Genomic DNA, 24,797 nt, shown 5'->3' on the forward strand with positions numbered 1-24,797 from the left:
CCAGTTATTCAATGAAACTGGCAGAAATCGCCGTGTCTGGAGCGTTCACCGTTACGGCAGAACCGATTCTGCTTGGAAAACCAGCGGTAATGACCGTCAAGGATGCCGCCGGGGAATTGGTCAAGGGCGTCGAAGTTTTTGCGGCCATTGAAGGTGTGAAGGACCCCATTTCGCTTGGAAAAACCAATACGGACGAAGTTCTGAAGGTTGATGCAATCACGGACGAAGTGAAGAAAATTGCTTTATATGCCGTAAAGGATGGGAAATATTCGTTCAAAGTCAACACGCAAACCTACCCGCCTCTCGCCGGTAAGACAGAACTCAAAAATGTGATTGCGACAGCTGTGGGCGACCCTTATAAATCCAAAGGCTTCACCTGGATGTCGAGTCCGTTAGCCGAAGGCAAATCGGCCATCATCCAATACGCCCGGAAAAAGGATTTTGACAAGAAGGGAGAACAGGAGCTGAAGCTTGCTGCTGGCGCTTCCAGCGACCTAGTCTTCTCCGGGGAGCAGGATATCAAGAAAAACGGGATAGTCAGGGTGAATGAAGTGACCCTAACGAAGCTGCAGCAAGGCACGACCTACGTTTACCGTGTCGGTGATGGCAAGAACTGGACTGACCTGAAGGAGTTTACCACTTTAAAAAGGAAGCAAAGCTTTGAGTTTGCTGTTTTGGGAGATACACAGTCCCCATCCGATTTAAGTTTATTTGATAAGATTTTGGGAGATTTAAATAGCAAGGATATGGCGTTCATGATCCATGTTGGAGATTTAATTGACGACGCATCCAAATTTAAACAATGGGATGATGCGTTAAATACGCTTAGCCGCTATGACAGAATCCGCTCAACCAATCTGGTTGCCACGTTAGGCAACCATGAATATATGGGTGACGTCAATGCCCAGGCCGCGAGGGTAATTTTTAACTCGACTGGGAATGGGCCGGACCTTGACAAGGGCGGCACCTATTCTGTGGATTATCATAATATCCATATCAGCGTGTTAGGGTTTACGAGCGATGACAAGGTTTTGGAGCAGCAGCTCCAATGGCTCAAGCAGGATGTGAAGCAGTCCGATAAGCCTTGGAAAATCCTTGTTACCCATAAGCCGCCATATTTTACGAATCCGTTTGGCGGCAATGAGATTATGAAAGAAAAATTGGTGCCTGTTGTCGATGAGCTGGGGATAGACATTGTGTTCTCCGGTCATGATCATTCATACGGCAGAACGAAAAAGCTGAAAAATGGCATGGATGACCCGAACGGTACGGTCTATATCGTGTCCGGAACAACGGGTCTGAAACACTATGATGCTGTGGCCGATGAGAAATTTGAATACGTCAATATGGACAACATCGCTGTTTCTCTGAGGGCCAAGGTCGACAAAGACCGGATCACGATTAAGACAGTCACCTCTGATGGTGAGGTCATTGATGAGTTTACGGTTGTGAATGAGGATTATAAAGAGAAGTAATTAGCGCGGTAAATTTTTACTCGGAATAGCAAAAAGCAGAATGACTGGATGCGGTCATTCTGCTTTTTTGTTGCGGGTACCAGTATTGGGCATTCACTCATTACAGTTTCGCTTGTGTTTCTTGCTTTCAGATAAAAATCGATTAGGTAACCATTAAATTGCTCACGGCAGTTACAAGTTTAGTATGTGAGTTACCCTTGTGAACTGTTCGGTTTTAGTAAATCCACAAGTTTGATAGAACTTTTCAGCTTGTGATGATGAGTTTAGAACTAATAGTTTGAAATGACAGCTTGCATGGGATTTGAGTGTATCTAATAGGAGTTTGCCAATCCCGCTTCTTCGGTGCTTAGTTGAAACATAGAATCGTCTGATCCTGCCAATTGTTTGGTCATCCGAAAACGGGTCAATGTTTATGCCGCCAACCGCAAGCACTTTGCCTTCTTTGCTTACCACAGCAAACAATGCCTCTCCAATCCCATCAAAGGTATTGGTCCCATTGTGATAATCCGCTTCTAATCGATCAAGAAACCGAAAGCCCTCTTCCCGGCTTTCCTCCTGCAAATGAGTCAAATCCATTTGCTGCAAATCCTTTACCTGGGTCACTTCATATTGCTGCAACGGATTCCCCCCCTAACAAGACACCAAACGATATTCATAACAGACTGCACCTTCGACCTGCTTAAAGCCTTCCCTAATATACAAGGCTTGGGCACGCTCATTTTCTCCGTTCACCGAGAGAATCGTTCTTTTATAGGCCTTATCCTTGGCAACATGGAGCGCGGCCCTTAGCAGAAGGCGTCCCAGTCCCTTACCCTGATACTCAGGCAAAACGGCAAGCGGGCCGATATTCATGATTGGCGCATTTTCGTATTCGTCCGCTGCACCCCTAGCCACACCAACCGGTTTATCGATGTGATATAGGATTTTCATGCCGCCCTCGATGTAATCCGATTCTGACACCATTTTTGCAATCATGTCCGGCGTACGCGGTGTTTCACTTCCCTTCAGGGTGGCAAATCCAGCATTGCGCACCTCACACCAAACTTCTTCATCCTGGCCCGGTTGAAAATTTCTAATACTATATCCATCCGGTAAATTGAGTTCAGGTACATCCAAGTCCTCTCTAACCATTACGAATGCATATCTTTCTACGGAAAAATCCAACTGCTTGATTGCTTCCGACAACAGCTTATTCGCCAGCGGTACAAAAATATATACCCTTTCCAAGCCTGCGGTATGTTTTAGCAGCGACTCCAACAGCAGCTTATATTGGTCTTTGTCATTGGCTTCGGAAAGGAAAATTCGAAACCGCGCCCGTTTTCCACGTTTTTGATATTCATCCATGATTAGTGATGCGGCAGCGATAATTTCCCCCTGTTGACCGGTGATGACATAGGTAGGGTTGTCGGCGTTTGGTTCAAATGTTTCCAAATCCTCGTCGTATAAAAAAGAATCGTCAACCGCCAATCGATGTTTTTTGCAGTACTCAACAAAATCAACTACTCTATTATGCTTTAACGCTTCAACGGTCATTATCTTTTCCCCCTTAACTCTTCCCCCTATTTTTCTTAAGATTGCAAAACCCTATTGAAACTGGAGGGCTACATTTCTATATTAAATACTGCTGATATTTTTCAAAATCATATTGGTTGCATTCGATGGTTAGCTTGGTACCGTCGCTTTCAAAGCTGGTCGCCAGGACATTGGCGTTTTCATTGAGGTAGGTTACCAGGCGCCCGTCGTCAAATGGAATCAGCATTTCACAGTGGATTTGATTTTTAAAAAAATGTGCGCTGATCAGGTCAATCAGTTCCTCCATACCGAAACCATTTTTTGCAGAAAGATAAACCTTGTTCCCTTCCACCTTCGGATATTCCGTATCCGCCATGTCCGCCTTGTTGAAGGCATAAATAATTGGGATATTCTTAATGCCAATCTCCTGTAGCGTCTTATGCGTTACTTCGGCTAGCTTTTGATGCTGCGGGCTCGAGTAATCGACGACATGGATGAGCAAATCGGCTGTGGCCGCTTCTTCCAGGGTCGAGCGAAATGCTCTGACGAGATGATGCGGCAGTTTATCAACAAACCCGACCGTGTCCGAAAGCAAGAACGGCGGATGGTTCGGCAGCTTTATTTTTCTCACTGAGGTATCCAAAGTGGCAAAGAGCATATCTTTTTCAAAAACTTGTTTGGCCGCTGAAGCTTGGTGTGAACGGCCTAGCAACGCATTCATGATAGTTGATTTGCCGGCATTCGTGTAGCCCACGAGCGAAACAAGCGGCACGCCGCTCTTCCTGCGCTGGCTGCGCCGGGTTTCGCGCTGCGCGACGAGGGTTTTCAGTTCCTTGTTCAGCGCTGCGATTTTTCCTTCTATTTTTCGGCGGTCCAGCTCCAGCTTGGTCTCACCCGCTCCTCTATTTTTCAAGCCTACGCCAGCACCTTGGCGACCTAATGATTCCCGGCTGCCGACGATGCGAGGAAGCATGTATTTCAGGTGCGCGACTTCGACTTGAAGCTGGGCCTCTCTTGTTTTGGCACGCTGGGCAAAAATGTCCAGAATTAGCTGGGTCCGGTCAATGACAGTCCGGTCAAGCGCCTCCTCCAGATTGCGGATTTGCGAGGCTGACAGTTCATCGTTAAAGATGACTAGCTCGGCCTCAGTGTGTTTTAATAACTGAATGATTTCTTCGATTTTTCCGGTACCGATGTAATGAGTTTTATTGATGCGATTTAAATTTTGCGTGATTTCTCCGGACACCTCAATGTCACAGGCGGCCGCGAGGTTCTCCAGCTCCTTCATGGAGTACTGGAAATCCGTTTGGTGATTGGTGTTGACCCCGACAATAAGTGCTTTTTGTTTATGTCTCATAGCCTGATTCCTCCGTTTCCTTTTTGAAAAATAAAAAACACAGGGCAATCCGCCTGTGGCAAAGTAAAGGGAAAGGAGCATCACGAAAAACCTCCATTGGGGAATGGAGTTGATTCGGGCTGGGATCTTTTGGCTCAAGATGGAGAATGGCGTTTCCACCGAAACCATTTCGAGCAACTTGTTTTTAAAGACAGCAAAAAAGAGGGTCGCTTAAGCCCTCTTTATTTCACATATGTTAAATAAAGGTTTCCTCATATAGGCAGACCAATCCCATTTACTCTGCAGCCAGGCAGAGACTCGAACGTTATTCAGTTAACAGTTCAAATTTAGGAATCGCAATCTGCAAAAATACACCAGGAAAACCTCCGTTTCACTCTAATTACCATAATCATAGCATTACAGTAATTGGAAATCAATGAAATGTTTGTAAGGATTAGTTTTCGGGCAATGTTCCAGCAGGGGTGTGCTTAGGTTATTAGACATTTCTGGGGTTGGGCTGGCTGGTTTTGTCTTTTAGAGAGGTTCTATTAGACATTTTGAGGGTGGTACTTCCAATCTTGTCTTTTAGACCGGCTCTATTAGACACTTTCGAGGGTGGTACTTCCAATCTTGTCTTTTAGACCGGTTCTATTAGACACTTTCGAGGGTGTACATCCAATTTTGTCTTTTAGACCGCTTCTATTAGACACTTTCGAGGGTGTACATCCAATTTTGTCTTTTAGACCGCTTCTATTAGACACTTTCGGCATAGACCCAACCGATTATGTCTTTTATAAGCAATACTGTTCCAAGTTGGCAAGCCACTCAAAATCCTTTATGATGTTAGCAGTACATATTCAAAGGAAAAACAAAGAATTGGAGGGGCTTAAAATGAATATTGCTACAATCGGAACAGGTTTCATTGTCGATACCTTTCTTTCGGCACTAAGCAAGGTTGATGGCGCCCAATGCGTAGCGATGTATTCCCGCAAACAGGAATCAGCCAGACCGTTAGCGGAAAAATATGAAATCGGTAAGATCTATACAAATTTGGATGAAATGTATGGCGACCCCGATGTCGATTTCGTTTATGTCGCGTCCCCAAACAGCCTGCATTATGAACAGGCCTACAGGGCGCTTGAACTTGGAAAGCATGTCATTTGCGAAAAACCTTTCACATCAACACTTCAGGAATTGGAAAGTTTGACCCAATTGGCAAAACAAAAGCAGTTACTGTTATTCGAAGCAATTACGACAATCCACCTGCCAAACTACCAATTAATCAAAGAAAATGTTGACAAGCTTGGGCCGATCAAATTTATTCAGTGTAACTACAGTCAATATTCAAGTAGATATAATGCCTTGTTAGCAGGCGAGACACCAAATATTTTTAACCCGAAATTCTCGGGAGGCGCCCTTGTTGACATCAACATTTATAACCTGCATTTTGTCATGAACCTGTTTGGCACACCGGAATCCATCCGCTACACGGCCAATAAACATCCGAATGGCATTGATACATCGGGGGTATTGGTCATGAAATACCCAGGCTTTATCGCCGAGTGCGTTGGGTGCAAGGATACGAACAGTATGAACTTTGCCTTGATTCAAGGTGAAAAGGGCTATATACATGTAGATGGGGCAAATGGCTGCCAAACTGTGGTGGTGCATGCAGAAGGCACCGAGACCACTTTAAATCAGCAAACTACCCAAAATTCACTGTACTACGAGCTTGTGGCGTTCAGAGAAATCTACAAAAGCCAGGACTTTGACCGCTGTTACCAGCTGCTAGATTACAGCCGGTCCGTCATGGACATGCTCGTAGAAGCCAGAAAAGACGCCGGCATCGTATTCGCGGCAGATCAACAAAAATAACATCGTTAACGGATGACCAAGAAAACCACATATAAAGAAAAAAGAGCCGACAACGAAATCGGCTCTTTCCCTTTATCAGCACCATAATATCCAATGTCCACCCCACACGGACAATTGTCCACGGCTGGTGCCTGACACCATTTCCCTTTTATTTCCTATTCCACAACTGGCACAAATATTTTTTCATATTGGTAGTCGCCCTCTACCTCGTTGATTTTGAGGACGGCGGCGTTTTCAATAGGTTTGAAGTCTAACAGGTCTTCTACTGGCATGTTCATGAGGAAGGCGAGCAGCATGTGCATGAAGGCGGCGTGGGTGACAACGACGATATTTTCGTAGCGCTCTTGCTGCTTCAGTCGATCGACAACGGTGTTCATGAACATCGTGGCCCTTAGATACACGTCAGCGAGTGACTCCCCGTTTTGAAAACGAAAGTAGAATTGACCAGCGGCCTTATATTCCTTCTTCGCCTCGGGCGTGCGATTGTTAAAGTCATAAAGGTTGCCCAGCTCCCATTCCCTGATCAGCGGGTTTTCGAAAAATGGCACCTGCTCCGGGAGCAGGGCGCGAATGGCCGCAGCCGTTTGCTTCGTCCGCAAATAAGGTGAACTATATAGTACCGTTTTTTCATTTAACAATGGTTTCATAAATTCGGCTGTAATGGCGGCTTGTTTGAAGCCTAGTTCGGTCAAGCTATGCTGCGAATCATGGGTATGCGCCATTACCGTCCTGTCGACATTGTGCTGTGATTCCCCATGACGGATTACATAAAGATTCAACTACTTCCACCCCTCGTTGGTTTTTTCTGAATATTTAATATTTTAACTATAATTCAAAACCTCAAAAAAAGCCAAGCAAAAGGCACCCCCATTTTGAACTGCACCCTGTCTTTAACATGATTAGCCGGCCATCGGCCAAAAAATTTTTACGGGCGCCTGGCTTTACGAAAATTATCAAAGGCTTCAATGATGATTGAAACAGCAACACCGGCGATAATAATCAGCCACAGCCATTCTAAAAAGGAAGCAGGAGTGTCTATCGAGTTGGAGAAAGATGCGATGAAAGCCGGATTATACAAATGCGGATCACTTGCCATAACAAGAAAAATACCGGCACCGATTACATGTATGATCGTATTGGCAGCCGCCAGTTTCACTGTCCAATGACCCGCCTTCCATTTATAAACCACCAGACAAGTTTCCATCCCGATTAGCAACAAGACCGCTGGCCAATAGGACAATAATACGTCTTGATTGAATAACGGCATGACAAACTTCAGTCCACCGCCTTCTATTGACTGGTACCTTCCCAAGAGATGATCGGCATTGAAATAAACAATCGTCCATAACAAGGTCCAACCCAAGCCGAAAACTGCTTCCCCTTTTAAAATTGTCCACTTACGCGGCGATATTTCGACTTTCTCCAAATCATCCGGCGACCATGGAGCCTTGCCGGTCGGCAACGGTTGCCCACTTTTTGAAAAATCAACTCTGTCTATCACAGCAAAGACTACAGTAAACCAAAACAAAACGTACATCAGCACCATGACGACATTGGCAATGATGGTTCCAAACATTTTAATCACGAAGTACAATACCGCTTCCTCACCCGTAAACCCCAAGATACCAATGACCGAATGAACGATAATCGTCACCAGAACCGCCCAAGGCACCGTCTTTTTTAAGGTTCGAATATAGACGTCATAAACTTTGGGTCCAATCAAATACATCGGGGCATCACGATAACTGGCGGCAAGCACGGCGGGGTCACCAAGTTTACCAAGCGCAGCTTTCACCTCATCTTCTGTATATTGTTCTGACAGCATATCTTCAATTGTCGACCGCAGTTCCCGGGCGATATCTTCGCGGGATTTTTCGGGAAGCCTTCTGGTCACTTCATACACATAAGCCTCAATCAGCTTCATGATTATCCTCTCCTTTTAATAAGGTTGTCAGCTCAAGCGTCATCTTGTGCCATTCCTGTTTCAGCTCCTGATAAACCTCCATGCCATAGTCCGATAAAACGTAATATTTTCGCGGCCGGCTTTCGGTTGTATCCCAGCTGCTCGTCACGAGTCCTTGTTTTTCCAAACGGCGCAACAGCGGATACAGCGTGCTTTGCTCAATGGCCACACCGGCTTCTTCCAGGCGCTGTACCAGCGAATAGCCATATTGTGGGGTGCTTAACTGGCTTAAAACAGCAAGCGTGAGCGTCCCTCTTCTCAGCTCCGTCATGAACGATTCCAACAAAGAACTCATCCAGCCTTCACCTCTTTTCGATACTGTATGAGATACAGTAATAGATTTCATCCATCATTACTCCATACATATTATTTAAAAATCTAAAAAATGCTTGGGCAGAAATAAAAAAACACCTGGATTTTATAAAATCCAAGCGTTAGCCCTTTTGCGTCTTAGGAAAAGTTATTTCAATCGCAGTGCCTTTTCCGAGCGTACTGTTCACTTTTATTCTGGCTTACTCCCTTTCTAATCCCGGCCTTCCACTACCCGGACATGCTTTATTTTTGGAATAAGCCTATTATTATTGTTGTTCCTTAACTTTTCCTTAAAGGTTATGAAGGCTTTCCGTTGGTGGCACATAGACCACGGGTATGCAAAAAAGGCACCGCCTGCTTCGACGGTACCTTAGTAAATTAGCTATTTAAATATCCGTTCACGCCTCGTCCGTGAAAAGCATTAAACTTGTCCGGACACCGCTCATCATAACTCTCCTAACATCATAATTCTGCCAATATCCCATTTATATAAATCGAACTTGGCTTTCCCCAGAAAAGAAATACTTTTATCCTCTGGATTTGGAAAAAATCGTAGAGTAAACACTTCTTCCCCGTCGTTTATAAAAACCTCCAAAGAAGAATGGTCCATAAAGACTTGCAGCTTGGACAATGCCGCCAATGGACAAGTTCTGGCTTCCGGCTCCGACGTTTTAACATTCCGTCTTTTCAAACTGATTTCCTGCTTGTCCGCATCAAAGCGCAACACCGCTTCATTGCGAAACGCCATCGCAAAGGTCCCTTCCTTCACCTGAATCGAGTCGAGAAGAAGTTCAACTGATGCCCCGCTTATCCCCTCAAACTTAACCACCGGCCCATCTACCTTCGCCTTCTCAACCATAACCTGATTTTCTCTTAGCGCTTCCAGCTCCACAAGTGGTTTTTGAAATATCTTCCCGTCATGAAGCTTCAATTCTCTTGGAATTGTCAAGGCATGAACCCAATGATTCTCAATTGTCGGCTGAAACTGTTCAGCATCGTCTGTCATGCCCATCCAGCCATAAAGAATCCTGCGGCCCTTATCATCCACAAACGTTTGCGGAGCATAGAAATCAAATCCACGGTCTAACTCAACAAAGTCACCATGCTGGAACGTTCCCTTTTTGTAATTCAACTCGCCAATAAAATACCCTGATTGAAACAAATTATGATAAGCATGCCCCGCAGGCTCCAGCCCTTGCGGCGAAACCAGCAATACATCCTTCCCGTCCAACTGCAGCAAATCGGGACATTCCCACATGTAACCAAACTCATCGAGGCTATTCAGACCAGAGCCGGCAACCCTGCCCACTTCCTTCCAATTGTACAAATCCTTCGAAGTAAACAGGGCGGCCACACCTGTTTCGTCCAAAGTCTGCGCACCAACAATCATATACCAACGGTCGGCATGCTTCCAAACCTTCGGGTCACGAAAATGCGCTGAATAACCTTCCGGCAGCTTGAGAACCGGGCCTTTTTTTTCAAAATGAATGCCATCCGATGAAACGGCCAGACATTGATACGTTTCGCGGGTGCCGTCGTCATTCTTTACATTCCCTGTATAGAAAAGATAAAGCTTTCCATCCGCCTCCACAGCACTTCCGGAGTAGCACCCATTCTTTTCATACCACTCGCTTGGAGCAAGCGCGATCGGCTCCTCCCGCCAATGGATGAGATCCATCGAGCTATAGTGCCCCCAAAATTTCGCTCCATGTGCCGTTTCAAACGGGTTCCACTGATAAAATACATGGTAAACACCTTTATATTGAATTAATCCATTGGGATCATTTAATAATCCAACCGGAGGCATCAGATGATAATCTAATCGATACGGATCGCTCACGACTTTGTCCTTATACGTAGCGACTTGATGATAAGCCTGCTGCATAAGTCGACCTTCTTTTGCTGTCATAACCATCCTCCTTTAAAAAGAAAAGGCAAGAATCATGCTTGCCTTCTTTTCACTCACGCTACTGTTCCATTTCCTTCTTTACCTTATCTGAAAAGCCAAACATCCATGTCAAAACGAATGCGACTCCAATTGCGACCAGGTTGACCAAAATATATTGCAAGATTTGTCCATTTAGATAAAGCAGGGTCCCAGGAATAACGGTAACCGCCATCCCTGTTGCCTTAAGGCCGAGGATCGAGGCCAAGAACCCGCCTGCCGCACCGCCGATTAGCGCCATAATAAATGGTTTTCCATAACGCAGGTTAACCCCGAAAATAGCCGGTTCGGTAATCCCCAAGAATGCTGATAACGAAGATGGCAGCGCCAGCGCTTTTAATTTTGTTGATTTTGTCTTTAATCCTACCGCAAGAGCAGCACCGCCCTGAGCCGCTACCGCGCAGGTAACAATGGCGTTATACGGGTTGTAATGATATTTGGCCAAAAGCTGAATTTCGAGCATGTTAAAAATGTGGTGGACACCTGTAATAACAATCAACTGGTTAAGCCCGCCGATTAACAAGCCGCTGATGCCTAATGGCCATGACAGAACGGCTGTAGCACCAGACAAAATGCCTTGTTCAACAATATGAAAGACTGGTCCGATCACCAGTAACGATAAAGCAATCATCACAAGCAGTGTTAAAAACGGTGTAACAATTAAATCAAGTGCTTCCGGAACACGCTTACGAATCAAACGTTCCAATCTCGCCCCGATAATACCGGCGATAAACGCTGGCAGAACAGAGCCTTGATAGCCGACAACCGGAATCCAGCCAAAGAATTTAAGCGGTTCGACATCACCGCCGGCAACGCCCCACGCGTTAGGCAGTGATGGGCTGACAAGCATCAAACCAAGCACCAACCCAATAATTGGTGTTCCGCCGAAGACCCTGAATGTCGACCAGGCCACAAGTGCCGGCAGGAAGATAAACGCCGTGTCGGTCAGGATTTGCGTGAATAATAGGAAGTTTTGTGATACGTCATCTGGCTTCATGCCGAATATAGCGAGGACCTGCTCCTGCATGGCGAGACCGCGAAGCCCCATAAATAGACCGGTCGCTACCAGCACCGGAATAATCGGTACAAATACATCACCAAAGGTGCGGATCGCTCGCTGAAATCTCGTGCCGCTTTTTACAGCCTCTTTTTTCTGATCAGTTGCTGACTTGGTCTCAAGTCCCAACCCCGAAACTTCTTCATAAATTTTATTTACGGTACCGGTCCCAAAGATAATCTGGTATTGGCCGGAGTTAAAGAATGCACCTTTAACTTTATTAATGTTCTCAACCTGTTCCTGGTTGATTTTTTCCTTGTCATTTACCATAATCCGCAGTCTTGTGGCACAATGGGCGACGGATTGAATGTTTTCTTTGCCGCCGACTGCTTCAATCACTTGCTCTGCGATTTTGCGATTTTCAGACATTTTCTTTCCCCCCATGTATTTGTATTTGTGGAATCGATTACACATTTCCTCAAAAAAAATATTAGTCCTAGTCTGTTGCTGATGGCTAATTATATTCATGTGAAATCGGTTTCATGTTTAATAAAAATTTGGTACGATTCGCGTGGAATCGATTCCCTAAATAACAAAAAATAAGTGTAATCGATGAATCTCGCACTGTGGAATCGATTACACACTTATTATATACTAGCTCGTTCAAGAAGTCTATAATTTATTGTTCTAATTTCTTCTTGGTTCATTTCCCTACTGATTTGTTCCAGTAATAACGCCGCTGCTTCACGCCCCGCATCTTCCATTGAAAAATCAATTGTTGTTAAAGATGGAGTAATATACCTCGATAACTCGGAAGCACCCATTCCGGCGAAGGCCATATCCTCAGGTATTGAAAGGCCCATCTGCTGGATAAACTGCATCGCGCCAATGGCCAGCCGGTCGGTTACGGCTGCAACCGCTGTTGGCCGGTTATCCGAGATTTCGATAATCTCTTTCATCGATTCATAGCCGGACTCCGAGTTGAAGACGCCTTTTTGCACCCAGCTGTCTTCTACCGGTAATCCCGCTTCCTTCATTGCATCGTAGTAGCCGTTTTTCCGCAGGTACCCAACAGCCCGGTCACTTTCATCCACTCCAATAAAAGCAATCCGTTTATGCCCTTTTTTAATCAGGAGCTGCACCATATCCTTTGCTGCTTGATAATCATCAAATACGACATTGGCCAGGCCTGAGATATATTGGCCGACTGTGACAAATGGGATTTTCAGCTGATAAATTTCTTCTATTAAAGACCTGTTTACGTTTGTTGCGGACAGAATAATGCCATCGACATGGCGGCTTTTCAACAGCTTCAGGTATTCTATTTCTTTTTCGGGTTTTAGATTTGTATTGGCAAGCAGAATTTGATAGCCGCCCTTGGCCAATATTTCATCGATTCCTTTCACAAGCCTGCTGGAAGTTTCCGTGCTGATCTTCGGCAGGATGACCCCGATGACCTTTGTCTTTTTTGTCCTAAGCGACTTGGCATTTTCACTCGGGATATAGCCTGTTTCTTCAATCACCTTTAATACTCTTCTTTTGGCTTCCTCACTAACGTAACCCGAATTATTTAATACTCTGGAAACCGTCGTCCGCGAGACATTGGCCCGTTCGGCAATTTCCTTAATCGTGAGCATGAATTCCCCCCCTTTATTCCGAATTGTACTTATCATTATTTTACACAAATAAGGTCAAAAGAAAATGCTTCTTGGATTTTTTGAAAAATAAAGACCCTTCCGCACCGCGAAAGAGTCCCTTAAGCACTTACTGCAAATGTGGTCTTGCCTTTTTAATGAGGACAAGCGAGATAAGAAAGAGGATGGCCAAATAGCCTTCTATGACCCACATATTTGTGAAGAATCCTGTTTGCGCAAATACCAATGGAAAATCAATGGCCGCATGTATTAGCAGAGCGTAAATCACATAAGAAAATTTCTTTTTCACCACACCGATTAATACCCATAAACTGAAGGCTATTTGCAGGAATGCCGCAAAGAATCGTTCCACAGCACTCAATAAATAGAAAGATATTCCCTGGTTTAATACTGTATCCTTAATGGCTGCCACTTGGTCAGCGGGTATTTGAGACCCTAATGTCGACTCAAATGTGCCTGAATTGATTAATACCGCATACGCAATATTTGTACCCATATACATCAGCATCAGGACAACTGCTTCAATGCCGCCCCAGCCAATCCCAAATGAGATTCCGCCTTTGAAGTCATGGTATTTTTTCAACAGCCATACAAATAACAAAAATCGGCCAAGCTCTTCAAATGTTCCAGCTGCCAACCCGCCGTATAGTCCCCAAAGCACAGGATGATCGGCGTAGTTTGGAAAGGCCGTGATAACAGCCAGGTGCAACACTTTTTCCAGCACCTGTGTAATCACCACAAATCCAATTGCACCTATGATGACCGGCTTTGCCGCAACCCCTGCTCTCTTTCGATAAAACAAAATCAATCCCGCGAATAAAACAAATGAAAACACAATCGGAAATACCATTGCAACAATCGTTCCAGTACTGACCATACTATTTCTCCCCCTTAAGGTTACCCTTTGTTTTAATTATTATCATTCTCAAGAATGATAATATTATAATTATTGATATCCGTCAATATGTTTTTTAAAATTTTTTATATAAAAAAAATCCCCCCCCGTTTCTCTGAATAAGGATACCGGTTTCTTAGCAAACTACTTTTAAAAAAAGAGATGATGATACGATGCCTATTGCGATTAGGATTGCTTTTTTTGTTGGTTCTTGGCTTTCGGTTTTATTCCTTCCTAATAAAAAGAAGTTGTTCGTCAAGTATCTTCCGGTTTCTTTATTCTCCGCCTTGACGGTGATGTGCGAGATATTTTTCTTTAGCACACATCGATTGTGGAAAGTAAAAGGCGGTCAAAAAAATATGACCCATACGGCATTCCTTTTGTTATTTGGGCCATACCTTGTGATGAATATATGGGTTTTTTATTTATCAAAAGGCAAATTTCTATACTATGCATTGATCAATATCGCAGCCGATTTGGTTTATGCCTTTCCAATCATTGCTTTATTCAAAAAATTCAACGTGTTTCACATTAAAGTGAAATCCATTTATTTTTTCCTGTTACTTTTAGCGGATGCATGTTTAAATTTTGGCTTCCAAAAGTTCTTTGAAAAAATATATCCACAACCTGAAATGGACTTGCAAAATAAAGGTGAGTCCTAAAAACAAGACTTGTTCCACAAAGGGATGGTATGTGACAAAGCATTGAGTATCATCAACTATTAGGAGCAGGTGTTAATTATCTCACTTCATCAATGCAGTTTTATTGATACAATGACATGGTATCCTTAAAAATAATGATGAAATGGGGTTTTTGCTTGAATTTCCCACAGTTGAAAATAGGTCACATGTTACCCAAATTTCCCATCATGCAAGGCGGCATGGGAGTAGGAATTTCCCTAAGCGGGCTGGCATCTGCAGTTGCCAACGCCGGCGGGATCGGAATCATCTCAGGAACCGGAATTACAGTTGACGAGATGAGAAACCATATTCGGAAGGCCAGAAAAAGTATAGAAGGTGCAGGCTATATCGGGGTTAATGTTCTCTTTGCCATGAGTGACTTTGCTGAAAAAATGAAGGCAGCCATTGAAGAGAAGGTCGACTTCATCATTTCAGGAGCAGGCATTTCGAGAGATATGTATGCCTGGGGCAAAGAAGCCGGCATCCCTGTCATCTCCATTGTTTCATCGGCAAGGCTGGCGAAAATGTCAGAGCGTCTTGGCGCAGCGGCTGTGGTGGTCGAAGGCCATGAAGCCGGCGGACACCTTGGAACGGATCGGCCCTTATTCGATATTTTACCGGAGGTAGCGGAAGCAGTGAAGATTCCCGTGATTGCTGCCGGAGGGATCATGAACGGCGAAGATCTTGCCCGCGCCCTTAAGATGGGAGCTTCCGGCGTGCAAATGGGAACCAGATTTGTTGCCAGCGAGGAATGCGATGCACCGTTATCCTTTAAAGAAAAATATGTTCATGCCCGTCAGGAAGATATAGTTATGGTAAAAACGACAGTTGGCCTTCAGGGCCGGGCGATCAAAAACCATTTTACCGACCTGATTTCGGATGAAAAAAAGGTGAGAATAAAGAAGTGCATCGATTGCCTGAAAAATTGCTCTTATCGGTTTTGCACGATGGATTCTTTGGTCACCTCGATGAACGGCGATTGTGAAAACGGTCTTGTTTTTGCCGGCGCACGGGTCCCCGAAATCAATGAAATCCTCCCGGTTAAAACAATCATCAACAACATCATAAGGGAATATGAAGCTTGTATTTAATTATAGAAGGTACCGACTTTAGAGCATATTAGCGCTTATAAGTCAGGTACCTTTTTTACCTATTAAATTGGACCCATTACTTTTATTGGAAAACTATAAAAAGTACCTTTTTCAACTTTATTAATTGAGAATATATATATTAATTGAAAATCAATGCTCTTCTATCAAAATTAATTTTTTATTGTAAAAAAGCGGCCTGCAGCCAACGCTGGCTCTTCTAAATGACAGCGTTTACATTATTATACAGAAAGTCACTGGAAAATTTTAAGGTTATAATTCTTGACAATATGGTTAAATATATATAATAATATGTATTGTATTAGAATTATTTTAAATAACTAATTATTAAAACCAAATAATTAGTTGTTATATAAACATCATTTAGGAGGAAGATTTATCATGTCTTTAATCGGAAAAGAAGTACAACCATTCTTAGCACAAGCATACCAAAACGGTGATTTCAAATCAGTTAGTGAAGAAACTTTCAAAGGTCAATGGAGCGTTCTTTGCTTCTACCCAGCAGACTTTACATTCGTTTGCCCAACTGAGCTTGAAGACCTGCAAAACCAATATGCAACTCTAAAAGAACTTGGCGTAGAAGTTTATTCTTGTTCAACTGATACTCATTTTACACATAAAGCATGGCATGATCACTCACCTGCCATCAGCAAAATCGAATACACAATGATTGGCGACCCTTCACACAAAATTTCTACTTTATTCGATGTTTTAGATGACGAAGGTCTTGCTCAACGCGCCACTTTCATCATTGATCCAGACGGCGTCGTACAAGCTATGGAAATCAACGCAGACGGCATTGGCCGTGATGCAAGCACAATCGTGAACAAAATCAAAGCAGCGCAATATGTGCGCAACAATCCAGGTGAAGTTTGCCCGGCTAAATGGCAAGAAGGCGGCGAAACACTTAAGCCAAGCCTTGACCTTGTAGGCAAAATTTAAGGAGCAGGATAATAATGATATTAGATGCAGATATAAAAGCACAATTAGCTCAGTATCTTCAGCTAATGGAAGGCGACGTGCTTCTGAAAGTCAGTACAGGATCTGACAAGGTGTCAGAGGACATGCTTGCTCTCGTTGATGAGCTAACAGCGATGTCGCCTAAAATTAAAGCAGAAAAAACAACATTGGAAAGAACACCAAGTTTTAGTGTCAATCGTCCTGGCGAGGAAAACGGCATTACTTTTGCCGGCGTCCCGCTTGGACATGAATTTACTTCATTAGTGTTGGCGCTTTTGCAGGTGAGTGGCAGAGCTCCTAAGGTTGATCAAAAGGTCATTGACCAAGTGAAAAAACTCAAGGGCGAATTTCACTTTGAAACGTATGTCAGCTTAACTTGTCATAACTGCCCCGATGTTGTCCAAGCACTAAACGTGATGAGTGTTCTCAATCCTGGCATTACACATACCATGATTGACGGTGCGGCCTATAAAGCGGAAGTCGAAAGCAAAAATATCATGGCTGTGCCAACCGTATTCCTTAATGGGGAATCTTTCGGCGGCGGCCGGATGTCGCTCGAAGAAATTCTTGCCAAGATGGGCAGCACGGCTGATGCATCAGAGTTTGATAGTAAAGATCCGTTTGATGTATTGGTTGTCGGCGGCGGCCCTGCGGGTGCAAGTGCAGCAGTTTATGCAGCACGTAAAGGCATTCGTACCGGTATTGTTGCCGAGCGCTTTGGCGGCCAGATCATGGATACTCTTGGCATCGAGAACTTCATCGGTACAAAATATACTGAAGGCCCTAAGCTTGCAGCCAGTCTTGAAGAGCATGTAAAAGAATACAACGTCGATATCATGAATTTACAGCGCGCTAAGCGTATAGAAAAGAACGACTACATCGAGGTTGAACTGGAGAACGGCGCTGTTTTGAAAAGTAAAACCGTGATCCTGTCAACGGGTGCCCGCTGGCGTAATGTAAACGTTCCTGGCGAAGCGGAGTTCAAGAACAAAGGCGTGGCTTACTGCCCTCACTGTGATGGTCCGTTATTTGAAGGAAAAGACGTTGCTGTTATTGGCGGCGGGAATTCCGGGATTGAAGCGGCCATTGACCTTGCAGGTATCGTAAAGCATGTAACAGTAATTGAGTTTGCTCCGGAACTGAAGGCAGACTCTGTATTGCAGGATCGTCTATACAGTCTTTCCAACGTAACAGTAATCAAGAACGCGCAAACAAAGGAAATTACCGGTACTGACAAAGTGAACGGTCTTACTTATATTGATCGTGGTACTGGCAAAGAACATCACGTTGAATTGCAAGGTGTGTTTGTTCAAATCGGCCTTGTGCCGAATACCGATTGGCTCGATGACACATTCGAAAAAACCCGCATGGGCGAACTCGTTGTCGATAAGCATGGGGCAACCAGCGTTCCTGGTATATTTGCCGCCGGTGACTGTACAGACAGTGCCTATAAGCAAATCATTATTTCAATGGGATCAGGTGCAACAGCGGCACTGGGTGCTTTCGATTATATTATCAGAAACGATTGGTCGAACGTTGATTCAGCTAGCGAGCAAAAGGAAGCTGTTCATCAATAAATGGTCAAAGGGAATTGGACTCGTCCAATTCCCTTTTTATATTGAAGCCCTACAGCACCTTCCCTATTACTATCTGGAAAATCAGTCCGACTGTGACGACCCTAAGGATTGGTCTCACAAATTTCGGCTGCAGTTTTTCGGCGATGCGGACGCCGATTTGCGCTCCTGTTAGGGAACCGAGCAGCAAAGCCAGCGTCAGCGGCCAGATGATTTTTCCGGTAGCGATGTAGGTAATGGCGGCGCCAAAACAGCTTGAAAAAGTGGCTAGGCGGACCAATCCTACTGCCTTGATGTAGGCGATATTCAGAAAACCGAATAAATACAGCATTAATGTTCCCTGCCCCGGACCAAACAAGCCGTCATACATCCCGATGCCATAAAGACCGGGCACACTGATTTTGTTTGGCTTCAATGGCTCCTGCCCCGTAAAATTCCCCTTCTTATGAAACGATGTAATGAAAGCAAAGAATAATAAAATAATTGCGATGATAGACATATTTTCTGCAGATATTTTTGAAGCAATAAAACCGCCGCTTGCCCCGCCGCCAAGGCTGACAGGGATGATCCACCATGCTTCCTTTAGCGAGATTTCCTTCCTTCTATAAAGATGATAGAAGCTAGAAAATGAACTAATTGTATTTGAAACTTTATTCGCACCAATAGCGGAGTGAACCGGAAAACCTAGAATCAGCATTGCCGGAAGACTTATTAGTCCGCCTCCTCCTGCAAGTGTTCCGAGCGTTGTCGCACAAATCCCAATGATAAAAAGAGCAATATATTCCATGTTTTGCACCCCCTTGTTCCTTCTTTTACAGTATATTCCTTTCTTAAAGATAAATAAAATTCGCTCTTTTTATGAAAAACAATAAGAAAATCTTATCAAAAAAAAACGTTCGATGGCTGTGAATAGTTAAAATATTCTTAGTAGAATTTAGTGAATTTTATTTACTGGAACTTCCCAGTTTCCCAGGCATATAGTGTTCTAGATAAACCGCCCAAGGAGGAACTGATATGAGAGACTATCCGATGTATCCATACTATGGAAAAGAAACAAAATGCGAGGAGCAAATGCTACCGTTTCCACCCCAGCATCAGGATCAGCAGCCTGGATTAGAATACTTAATGAATCCAAGACCCATATCGGAGAATCCAAATTATAAAGGGAGTGGCAAGCTGCATGGCAAAGTTGCCATTATAACAGGCGGTGACAGCGGGATTGGCCGCGCGGTAGCCTACGCTTTTGCCAAGGAAGGAGCAGATATCGCGATTTCCTATTTGTATGAGGAACGGGATGCCGATGAAACGAAGGCAAGAGTGGAAGAAATCGGCAGGCGCTGCTTGACGATTCCTGCAGACCTGCGCTTTAAGGAAAATTGCCAGAAGGTGGTGGATCAGGCGGTACGGACATTTGGAAAACTGGATATTCTCGTTAACAATTGCGCTGTTCAATACCCACAGGACCGGTTAGCGGATATTTCGGAACAGCAGCTAATCCATACCTTTGCAACCAATATTTTTTCGTATTTCTTTATGACACAGGCGGCAATGCCACACTTAAAAGAGGGTAGTTCAATTATTAATACTACTTCGATCACCGCTTTTCGGGGTGAAAAAACATTAATCGATTACTCTGCGACGAAAGGGGCTATCGTTTCCTTTACTCGCTCCTTCTCCCAGTCGATTGTGGATCAAGGTATCCGCGTCAATGCGGTAGCACCGGGGCCCATTTGGACACCGCTCATTCCTTCATCCTTTTCCGCAGAGCGTGTCACAACCTTTGGAACCGACACTCCCATGAAACGGGCCGGCCAGCCCTTCGAACTCGCCCCCGCCTACGTCTACCTCGCCAGCGACGACTCCAGATACGTCACCGGCCAAACCCTCCACGTCAACGGCGGCGACTTTATCACCTCGTAGCAGAAACGGGTCAGCTATTCGCGCAAATAATCTGAGAACGAATCAATAAAAAATGGTGTCCACCACTGGCGGACAAATGTCCACGCGTGGTGCCTGACACCATTTATCACTTTAACACTTTTCTTAATTTAGTTTTTGACCTGTTGTTATATTTGAATTTTGAATTGTTGTTCCTTTGTACTGTCACTTGTAAATGTACGTTCAATGTACTGAATTCCGGTATTGGTCATTAATAAGATAGTTGAGCTTCTTGTTCCGTAGTGTTCACTGCTGATAAATAGTGGTGACAGCATTCGCTCCATCTCCAACGATACCCCCGTTTTCGGCAGCTGTTCATCTGCAACAGGGTCAGATGTTTGAAGCAGCGTGAATAGCTCGTCTATCAAACCTTCCAGATTGCCATTCATGAGTTTCGATAATCGTTCCTTGCCTTTAATCACCTTTGGCCAGTCAGTATTTAATAAATGATTGCTGACACCATATAGCCCCGGTTCAAGTTTTTGAAGCTCTCCACCAATATTGGAGAAATAGTAGAGTTCATCTATGTCCCCCGCCAGCAGGTTATAGCCCGGGTACTGCTCCTTGTTTTCGCTCAGCTTCTCCATATACTCTTTCATATTTCCTTCATATAAAAGTGCATTTGCCACTAATTCGCCACGGGAATGCTTTCCGTCTGCCTGCTCCTGCGGATTACGATAATTCGTTAGGGCGGCAAATCGACCATTGCGAGTGATTCCCATCCACGTGCCCATTTTTTCAAGATCACGCCCTGCTAGAATTTCAGGGTGGTCTTCCCAGTAATGGGCCGGAGCCGTCGGTCTCTTGTAAAACTCATCTCGGTTCGCTGCCACAATCAATTTATAATCAGGATGTACCTTATAAGCAAACAGAATTAAACACATCGCCATCACAGCCTTTTGAAAAATTTACCTTCTTATATTTTATCCCGTCAGCTCTATGAATTACTATGATAATGCTCAGACTAATCAAACGTTTGATTAGTATAGTCTATTAAAAAAGCGAAGGAAACCTCCTCTCCAGAGATTCGCTTCGCTTTTTCCCTTATTCTACTAATGGCAATTTAATCTCTACCAGGGTTCCTTCGTTTTCTTTACTATGATAGGTGATACTGCCGTGGTGCTGCTTGATAATTTTATGGCAAATCATGATGCCGAGTCCTGTTCCCTTTTCTTTTAAACTGTAAAACGGCTCTCCCAAACGCGGCAACAGCTCTTCCGGGATGCCGCATCCATGGTCCTTGACAGACACAACGCACTCACCCGGAGCGCCATTTCGAAGCTGGATATGGATCTCCCCACCTTCGGGCATTGCCTCCATGGCATTTTTGAAAATATTCAAGAACACTTGTCTCAACTGATTTTTTTCGCAAGTTATAAAAAATGGAGATTTTTCCGATACCATTTGAAACTGGATCCCGTTCAGCAACGCTTGCGGAGACAACAGCTCCATCGTATTTTCAATCAACTCCCGTAAATCAGCACCGACCATCTTAACCGCCTGCGGTTTGCCCAACGTGAGCATTTCGCTCGTAATGGTTTCAATCCGACCCAACTCCCCCAGGAGCAATTCACTAAACTCAAAATCGTTATTGGTCGATTTGTAAAGCTGAATAAATCCTTTAATCGTTGTCAACGGATTACGGATTTCGTGGGCGATCCCCGCCGCCAGTTCACCGACGATTGATAGTTTTTCAGATTGCAGAAGAATTTCCTCGGATTTTTTTCGTTCCGAAATATCGCGGCTAATAATGACGATATGCTCGACAGCGTGATTTTCCCCCTCAACGGGCACACAACGGGACTCAAATTCAATCCAGCGGCCACCCTTGTGCAGGAAACGAAATTCCATCGATTGCGATTCTTTCGATTCAAACATGCCCTGAATGGTATTTCTGAACATCCCGATATCGTCAGGATGAATAAACTCGCATAAATCCGCACCCTCTAATTCGGATAGGTCGTACCCCAAAACAAGCTGGTGTGATGGGGAAAAGTAGCTGATGGAATGTTGCTTATCCATTACCTTAATCAGGTCGGAGGTATTCTCGGCGATAAGGCGATAATTAAACTCACTCTCTTCCACCATTTTATACGTTTCTAGCAGTCTATCATTCAACCGATACAGCTTTAGATACGACTCGATTAGTAAAACTCCCAGGACAACTCCTAACATAATAAACAGAATGTATTGTAAATGAAACAGCGGTTTGTCTGGAAAAACCTTAAAAATGATCGGAACATCAATGACATAGACAACCAAATAGATCAAAAACAAGGCAACAGTTTTTTTGACGGCATTGAGCTTGGGTGTCAATAAATATACGATAAGAAAACCTACAATGACGACTAACCAGCCAATTATAGGTGTTAACCAGTGACCGCCCGCCAAAAGTCGTGCGGCAATTGAAAAAGCAGCTGTAATAAGGCCGCCCACCGGGCCTAAATAGGCAAAACTGAGAATGACTGCAGCGTAGCGTAAATCGTACACATACCCTTCACGTTCGAAGGATAACGCTACAAGGACGGCAGTGATGATTCCCGCATAGATTCCTCCAAATATCCGATAGTGTTTAATCGGCCTAAAAGCAATGAAGGATCGGAGTACTAATGGTGTACTGGCAAATAAGGAAAAAAGCGAGAGATTAACAACATAATCCAGCAGATTCAACGGACCCCACATCCATTATCTAGTATATTTTCTATCATATATCAGATAATCTTTTATTGGAATACATTCCTTTATCTAACATTTAAGTTTATTTGCGGAATCTCCATGATAAATGTGCTGCCTTTTCTAAGAGCGCTTTCCACGCTGATCGTTCCTCGGTGAGTGTCGACAATCTAATAGAGTTTGGTGAGAGGATTTATTTTTTATAAAAAGGAAAAACCCTGCCGCGGTTGTGGCAGAGCTTAAAAAATGAATGATGTTATTTGCGGATGTCGCTGTTTAATTTGCGATATCACGTATTTTCTTTGCGCTACCGTGCCAGCAGGCTAAGAACGGTATCCAAAACGACGTTTACCCCTTTTTCACAGTCCTCCCAAGACGTGAGTTCTTCCTCACAGTGGCTTTTTCCATTCACGCTTGGAACGAACAGCATCGCGGTTGGAACATAGTTAGCGATGAACTGGGCGTCATGGCCGGCTCCGCTGACCATTCGTTTATGGGAATAGCCAAGCATCTGTGCTGATTGTTCCAAAAGATTGCACAACTCCGGCTCGAACCAGACCGTATCACGATCCCACAATTTCGTTACCTTGATCTCGCAGCCTTCGTTTTCGGTAAAGTTCTGCAACCCTTGAACGAAGTCCTTGAAGGTGTTGACGATTTCCATGTCTTTGTGGCGTGCCTCAAGTGTAAAGACGAATTTATTAGGAATGACTGTATGAATACTTGGATACACATTGACCCTGCCGATGGTGAAAACTAGCTCCGGATCAAGGTTACTGAGGTGATTGCGGATATCGTTGATGAGATTGTTTGCGGCAAACAGAGCATCCTTGCGCATCGTCATTGGGGTCGTCCCGGCATGATCGGATTCGCCCGTAACTTCAATTTCAAAGCAGGCCATTCCGACCACACATTCAACCACTCCAATGGTCAGCTTTTCCGATTCGAGGATCGGTCCCTGCTCGATGTGTAGTTCGAGGAAGGCTGATGCTTCCTTGAGGCGGTTATCTGAACTGCCTTCGTAACCGATTGCCTTAAGTGCTTCACCGAAGGTTGTTCCGGAAGCATCCTTCTTTTGCAGCATGGCCGCTTTATCGAATTTCCCCGAGAGGACTCCGGAGGCCATCATTGAAGGCTCAAACCTTGCCCCTTCTTCATTGGTAAAATTCACAACAGTAATGGGATATTTAGGCTTAATATTTTGGTCGACGAGTGTTCTTACGACTTCCAACCCGGTTACGACACCGAGAACGCCATCGAAGCGGCCGCCCTTTTTTACCGAATCCAGATGGGAACCAATTAAAATCGGCGGTTTATTCTCCGTGCCTTCCAGAGTGGCGTACATGCAGCCCATATCGTCGACTTTAATCGTCATCCCCAGCTCCTCACAGCAGGAGCGGAAATAATCGCGCACCCGGCGATCCTCATCTGATAACGATAGCCGGGTAACACCATTGTTTTCCGTGCGGCCAAACTCGGCGAATCGCTCTAACTCCTGCTTCAGTCGTTCCCCGTTAATCAATATCTTTTGTTTTTGCATTTTTTAGCCCCCCTTTAAGATTTGATAGCGTTTTTAAAAATACCATGACAATAATGTCCTTTTAAAAATATTCAGTTAACTTTAATTATATCCCCCCTATGGAGGTTGTCATTAGACAAATCATAATAAAATTCATAGCAATTGTTTTATAGTTTGTATGATTTAGGTGCTACCGGTTTATAAATGTCCAATCTGACCGGGACATCTATTTTTTCTTGCTCTCGGGCAAATTGGACCTCTCTTTTTTACAGGATCACCTGTTTTTTCTTGCTCTCGGGCAAATAGGGCCTCTCTTTTTTACCGGGTCACATATTTTTTCATGCTTTCGTGCACATAGGATTTATCTATATCAATGACC

At 44.2% G+C, this 24,797-nt stretch carries 21 protein-coding genes; 7 read left to right on the forward strand and 14 right to left on the reverse strand.

What is annotated here, in order from left to right; all coding sequences use genetic code 11:
- Window positions 1-11: 11 nt before the first annotated feature.
- On the forward strand, window positions 12-1,475 hold the full coding sequence (locus M3234_RS17655) for a purple acid phosphatase family protein (RefSeq protein WP_262305973.1): 1,464 nt from the start codon (window positions 12-14) through the stop codon (window positions 1,473-1,475).
- Window positions 1,476-1,646: 171 nt separating this feature from the next.
- On the opposite strand, the gene M3234_RS17660 is transcribed toward M3234_RS17655, so the two are convergent.
- From M3234_RS17660 to hflX, 3 genes are all read right to left on the reverse strand, one after another.
- A complete protein-coding gene (locus M3234_RS17660) occupies window positions 1,647-2,093 on the reverse strand; it encodes a GNAT family N-acetyltransferase (protein WP_262305974.1) in 447 nt (148 codons plus the stop codon).
- Window positions 2,094-2,105: 12 nt separating this feature from the next.
- Entirely contained in the window at window positions 2,106-3,008 is a 903-nt protein-coding gene (locus M3234_RS17665) for a GNAT family N-acetyltransferase (protein WP_262305975.1), read from the reverse strand.
- 76 nt (window positions 3,009-3,084) lie between these two features.
- A complete protein-coding gene (gene hflX, locus M3234_RS17670; protein ID WP_262305976.1) occupies window positions 3,085-4,344 on the reverse strand; it encodes a GTPase HflX in 1,260 nt (419 codons plus the stop codon).
- A gap of 870 nt (window positions 4,345-5,214) precedes the next feature.
- Between hflX and M3234_RS17675 the strand changes: the two genes are divergently transcribed.
- Window positions 5,215-6,198 carry a Gfo/Idh/MocA family protein gene (locus tag M3234_RS17675; protein WP_262305977.1) on the forward strand — a complete coding sequence of 328 codons (984 nt, stop codon included), beginning with the start codon at window positions 5,215-5,217 and terminating at the stop codon, window positions 6,196-6,198.
- 155 nt (window positions 6,199-6,353) lie between these two features.
- Here M3234_RS17675 and M3234_RS17680 read toward each other — a convergent pair whose 3' ends face one another.
- From M3234_RS17680 to M3234_RS17710, 7 genes are all read right to left on the reverse strand, one after another.
- Complete coding sequence (locus tag M3234_RS17680) at window positions 6,354-6,977, reverse strand: histidine phosphatase family protein (protein WP_262305978.1); 624 nt, start codon at window positions 6,975-6,977, stop codon at window positions 6,354-6,356.
- A 146-nt stretch (window positions 6,978-7,123) separates the two neighbouring features.
- A complete protein-coding gene (locus tag M3234_RS17685) occupies window positions 7,124-8,122 on the reverse strand; it encodes an HAAS signaling domain-containing protein (RefSeq protein ID WP_262305979.1) in 999 nt (332 codons plus the stop codon).
- On the reverse strand, window positions 8,109-8,456 hold the full coding sequence (locus M3234_RS17690) for a PadR family transcriptional regulator (RefSeq protein WP_066320298.1): 348 nt from the start codon (window positions 8,454-8,456) through the stop codon (window positions 8,109-8,111). Before M3234_RS17690 ends, M3234_RS17685 begins: the two co-directional genes overlap by 14 nt.
- A gap of 462 nt (window positions 8,457-8,918) precedes the next feature.
- Window positions 8,919-10,382, reverse strand: a complete 1,464-nt coding sequence (locus M3234_RS17695) for a glycoside hydrolase family 32 protein (protein ID WP_262305980.1) — start codon at window positions 10,380-10,382, stop codon at window positions 8,919-8,921.
- A 58-nt stretch (window positions 10,383-10,440) separates the two neighbouring features.
- Window positions 10,441-11,844 (reverse strand): sucrose-specific PTS transporter subunit IIBC, encoded by a 1,404-nt coding sequence (locus M3234_RS17700; RefSeq protein ID WP_262305981.1) that lies wholly within the window; start codon window positions 11,842-11,844, stop codon window positions 10,441-10,443.
- 218 nt (window positions 11,845-12,062) lie between these two features.
- Complete coding sequence (locus M3234_RS17705; RefSeq protein ID WP_262305982.1) at window positions 12,063-13,052, reverse strand: LacI family DNA-binding transcriptional regulator; 990 nt, start codon at window positions 13,050-13,052, stop codon at window positions 12,063-12,065.
- A 127-nt stretch (window positions 13,053-13,179) separates the two neighbouring features.
- Complete coding sequence (locus M3234_RS17710) at window positions 13,180-13,947, reverse strand: YhfC family intramembrane metalloprotease (protein ID WP_262305983.1); 768 nt, start codon at window positions 13,945-13,947, stop codon at window positions 13,180-13,182.
- Window positions 13,948-14,138: 191 nt separating this feature from the next.
- Between M3234_RS17710 and M3234_RS17715 the strand changes: the two genes are divergently transcribed.
- The 4 genes from M3234_RS17715 to ahpF all read left to right on the forward strand — a co-directional run bounded on the left by M3234_RS17715 (window position 14,139) and on the right by ahpF (window position 18,291).
- Window positions 14,139-14,627 (forward strand): hypothetical protein, encoded by a 489-nt coding sequence (locus M3234_RS17715; RefSeq protein WP_262305984.1) that lies wholly within the window; start codon window positions 14,139-14,141, stop codon window positions 14,625-14,627.
- Window positions 14,628-14,764: 137 nt separating this feature from the next.
- Complete coding sequence (locus tag M3234_RS17720) at window positions 14,765-15,736, forward strand: NAD(P)H-dependent flavin oxidoreductase (protein WP_262306088.1); 972 nt, start codon at window positions 14,765-14,767, stop codon at window positions 15,734-15,736.
- 399 nt (window positions 15,737-16,135) lie between these two features.
- Window positions 16,136-16,696, forward strand: a complete 561-nt coding sequence (gene ahpC / locus M3234_RS17725; protein ID WP_262305985.1) for an alkyl hydroperoxide reductase subunit C — start codon at window positions 16,136-16,138, stop codon at window positions 16,694-16,696.
- Between the two features lie 14 nt (window positions 16,697-16,710).
- A complete protein-coding gene (ahpF, locus tag M3234_RS17730; protein WP_262305986.1) occupies window positions 16,711-18,291 on the forward strand; it encodes an alkyl hydroperoxide reductase subunit F in 1,581 nt (526 codons plus the stop codon).
- A gap of 49 nt (window positions 18,292-18,340) precedes the next feature.
- Here the strand turns inward: ahpF and M3234_RS17735 are convergent, their stop codons facing one another.
- Window positions 18,341-19,075, reverse strand: coding sequence for a sulfite exporter TauE/SafE family protein (locus M3234_RS17735; RefSeq protein WP_262305987.1), 735 nt, complete (start codon window positions 19,073-19,075; stop codon window positions 18,341-18,343).
- Window positions 19,076-19,302: 227 nt separating this feature from the next.
- On the opposite strand from M3234_RS17735, the gene M3234_RS17740 reads away from it, so the two are divergent.
- Window positions 19,303-20,208, forward strand: coding sequence for an SDR family oxidoreductase (locus M3234_RS17740; RefSeq protein ID WP_262305988.1), 906 nt, complete (start codon window positions 19,303-19,305; stop codon window positions 20,206-20,208).
- A 146-nt stretch (window positions 20,209-20,354) separates the two neighbouring features.
- On the opposite strand, the gene M3234_RS17745 is transcribed toward M3234_RS17740, so the two are convergent.
- The 3 genes from M3234_RS17745 to M3234_RS17755 all read right to left on the reverse strand — a co-directional run bounded on the left by M3234_RS17745 (window position 20,355) and on the right by M3234_RS17755 (window position 24,439).
- On the reverse strand, window positions 20,355-21,116 hold the full coding sequence (locus M3234_RS17745; protein WP_311315663.1) for an NRDE family protein: 762 nt from the start codon (window positions 21,114-21,116) through the stop codon (window positions 20,355-20,357).
- Between the two features lie 154 nt (window positions 21,117-21,270).
- The gene (locus tag M3234_RS17750; RefSeq protein ID WP_262305989.1) at window positions 21,271-22,896 is read right to left on the reverse strand and encodes a PAS domain-containing sensor histidine kinase; all 1,626 of its coding nucleotides are present in this window, start codon (window positions 22,894-22,896) and stop codon (window positions 21,271-21,273) included.
- 310 nt (window positions 22,897-23,206) lie between these two features.
- A complete protein-coding gene (locus M3234_RS17755; protein ID WP_262305990.1) occupies window positions 23,207-24,439 on the reverse strand; it encodes a Zn-dependent hydrolase in 1,233 nt (410 codons plus the stop codon).
- Window positions 24,440-24,797 lie beyond the last annotated feature (358 nt).

Source organism: Neobacillus niacini (assembly GCF_023715785.1).
Taxonomy (GTDB): domain Bacteria; phylum Bacillota; class Bacilli; order Bacillales; family Cytobacillaceae; genus Neobacillus; species Neobacillus niacini_E.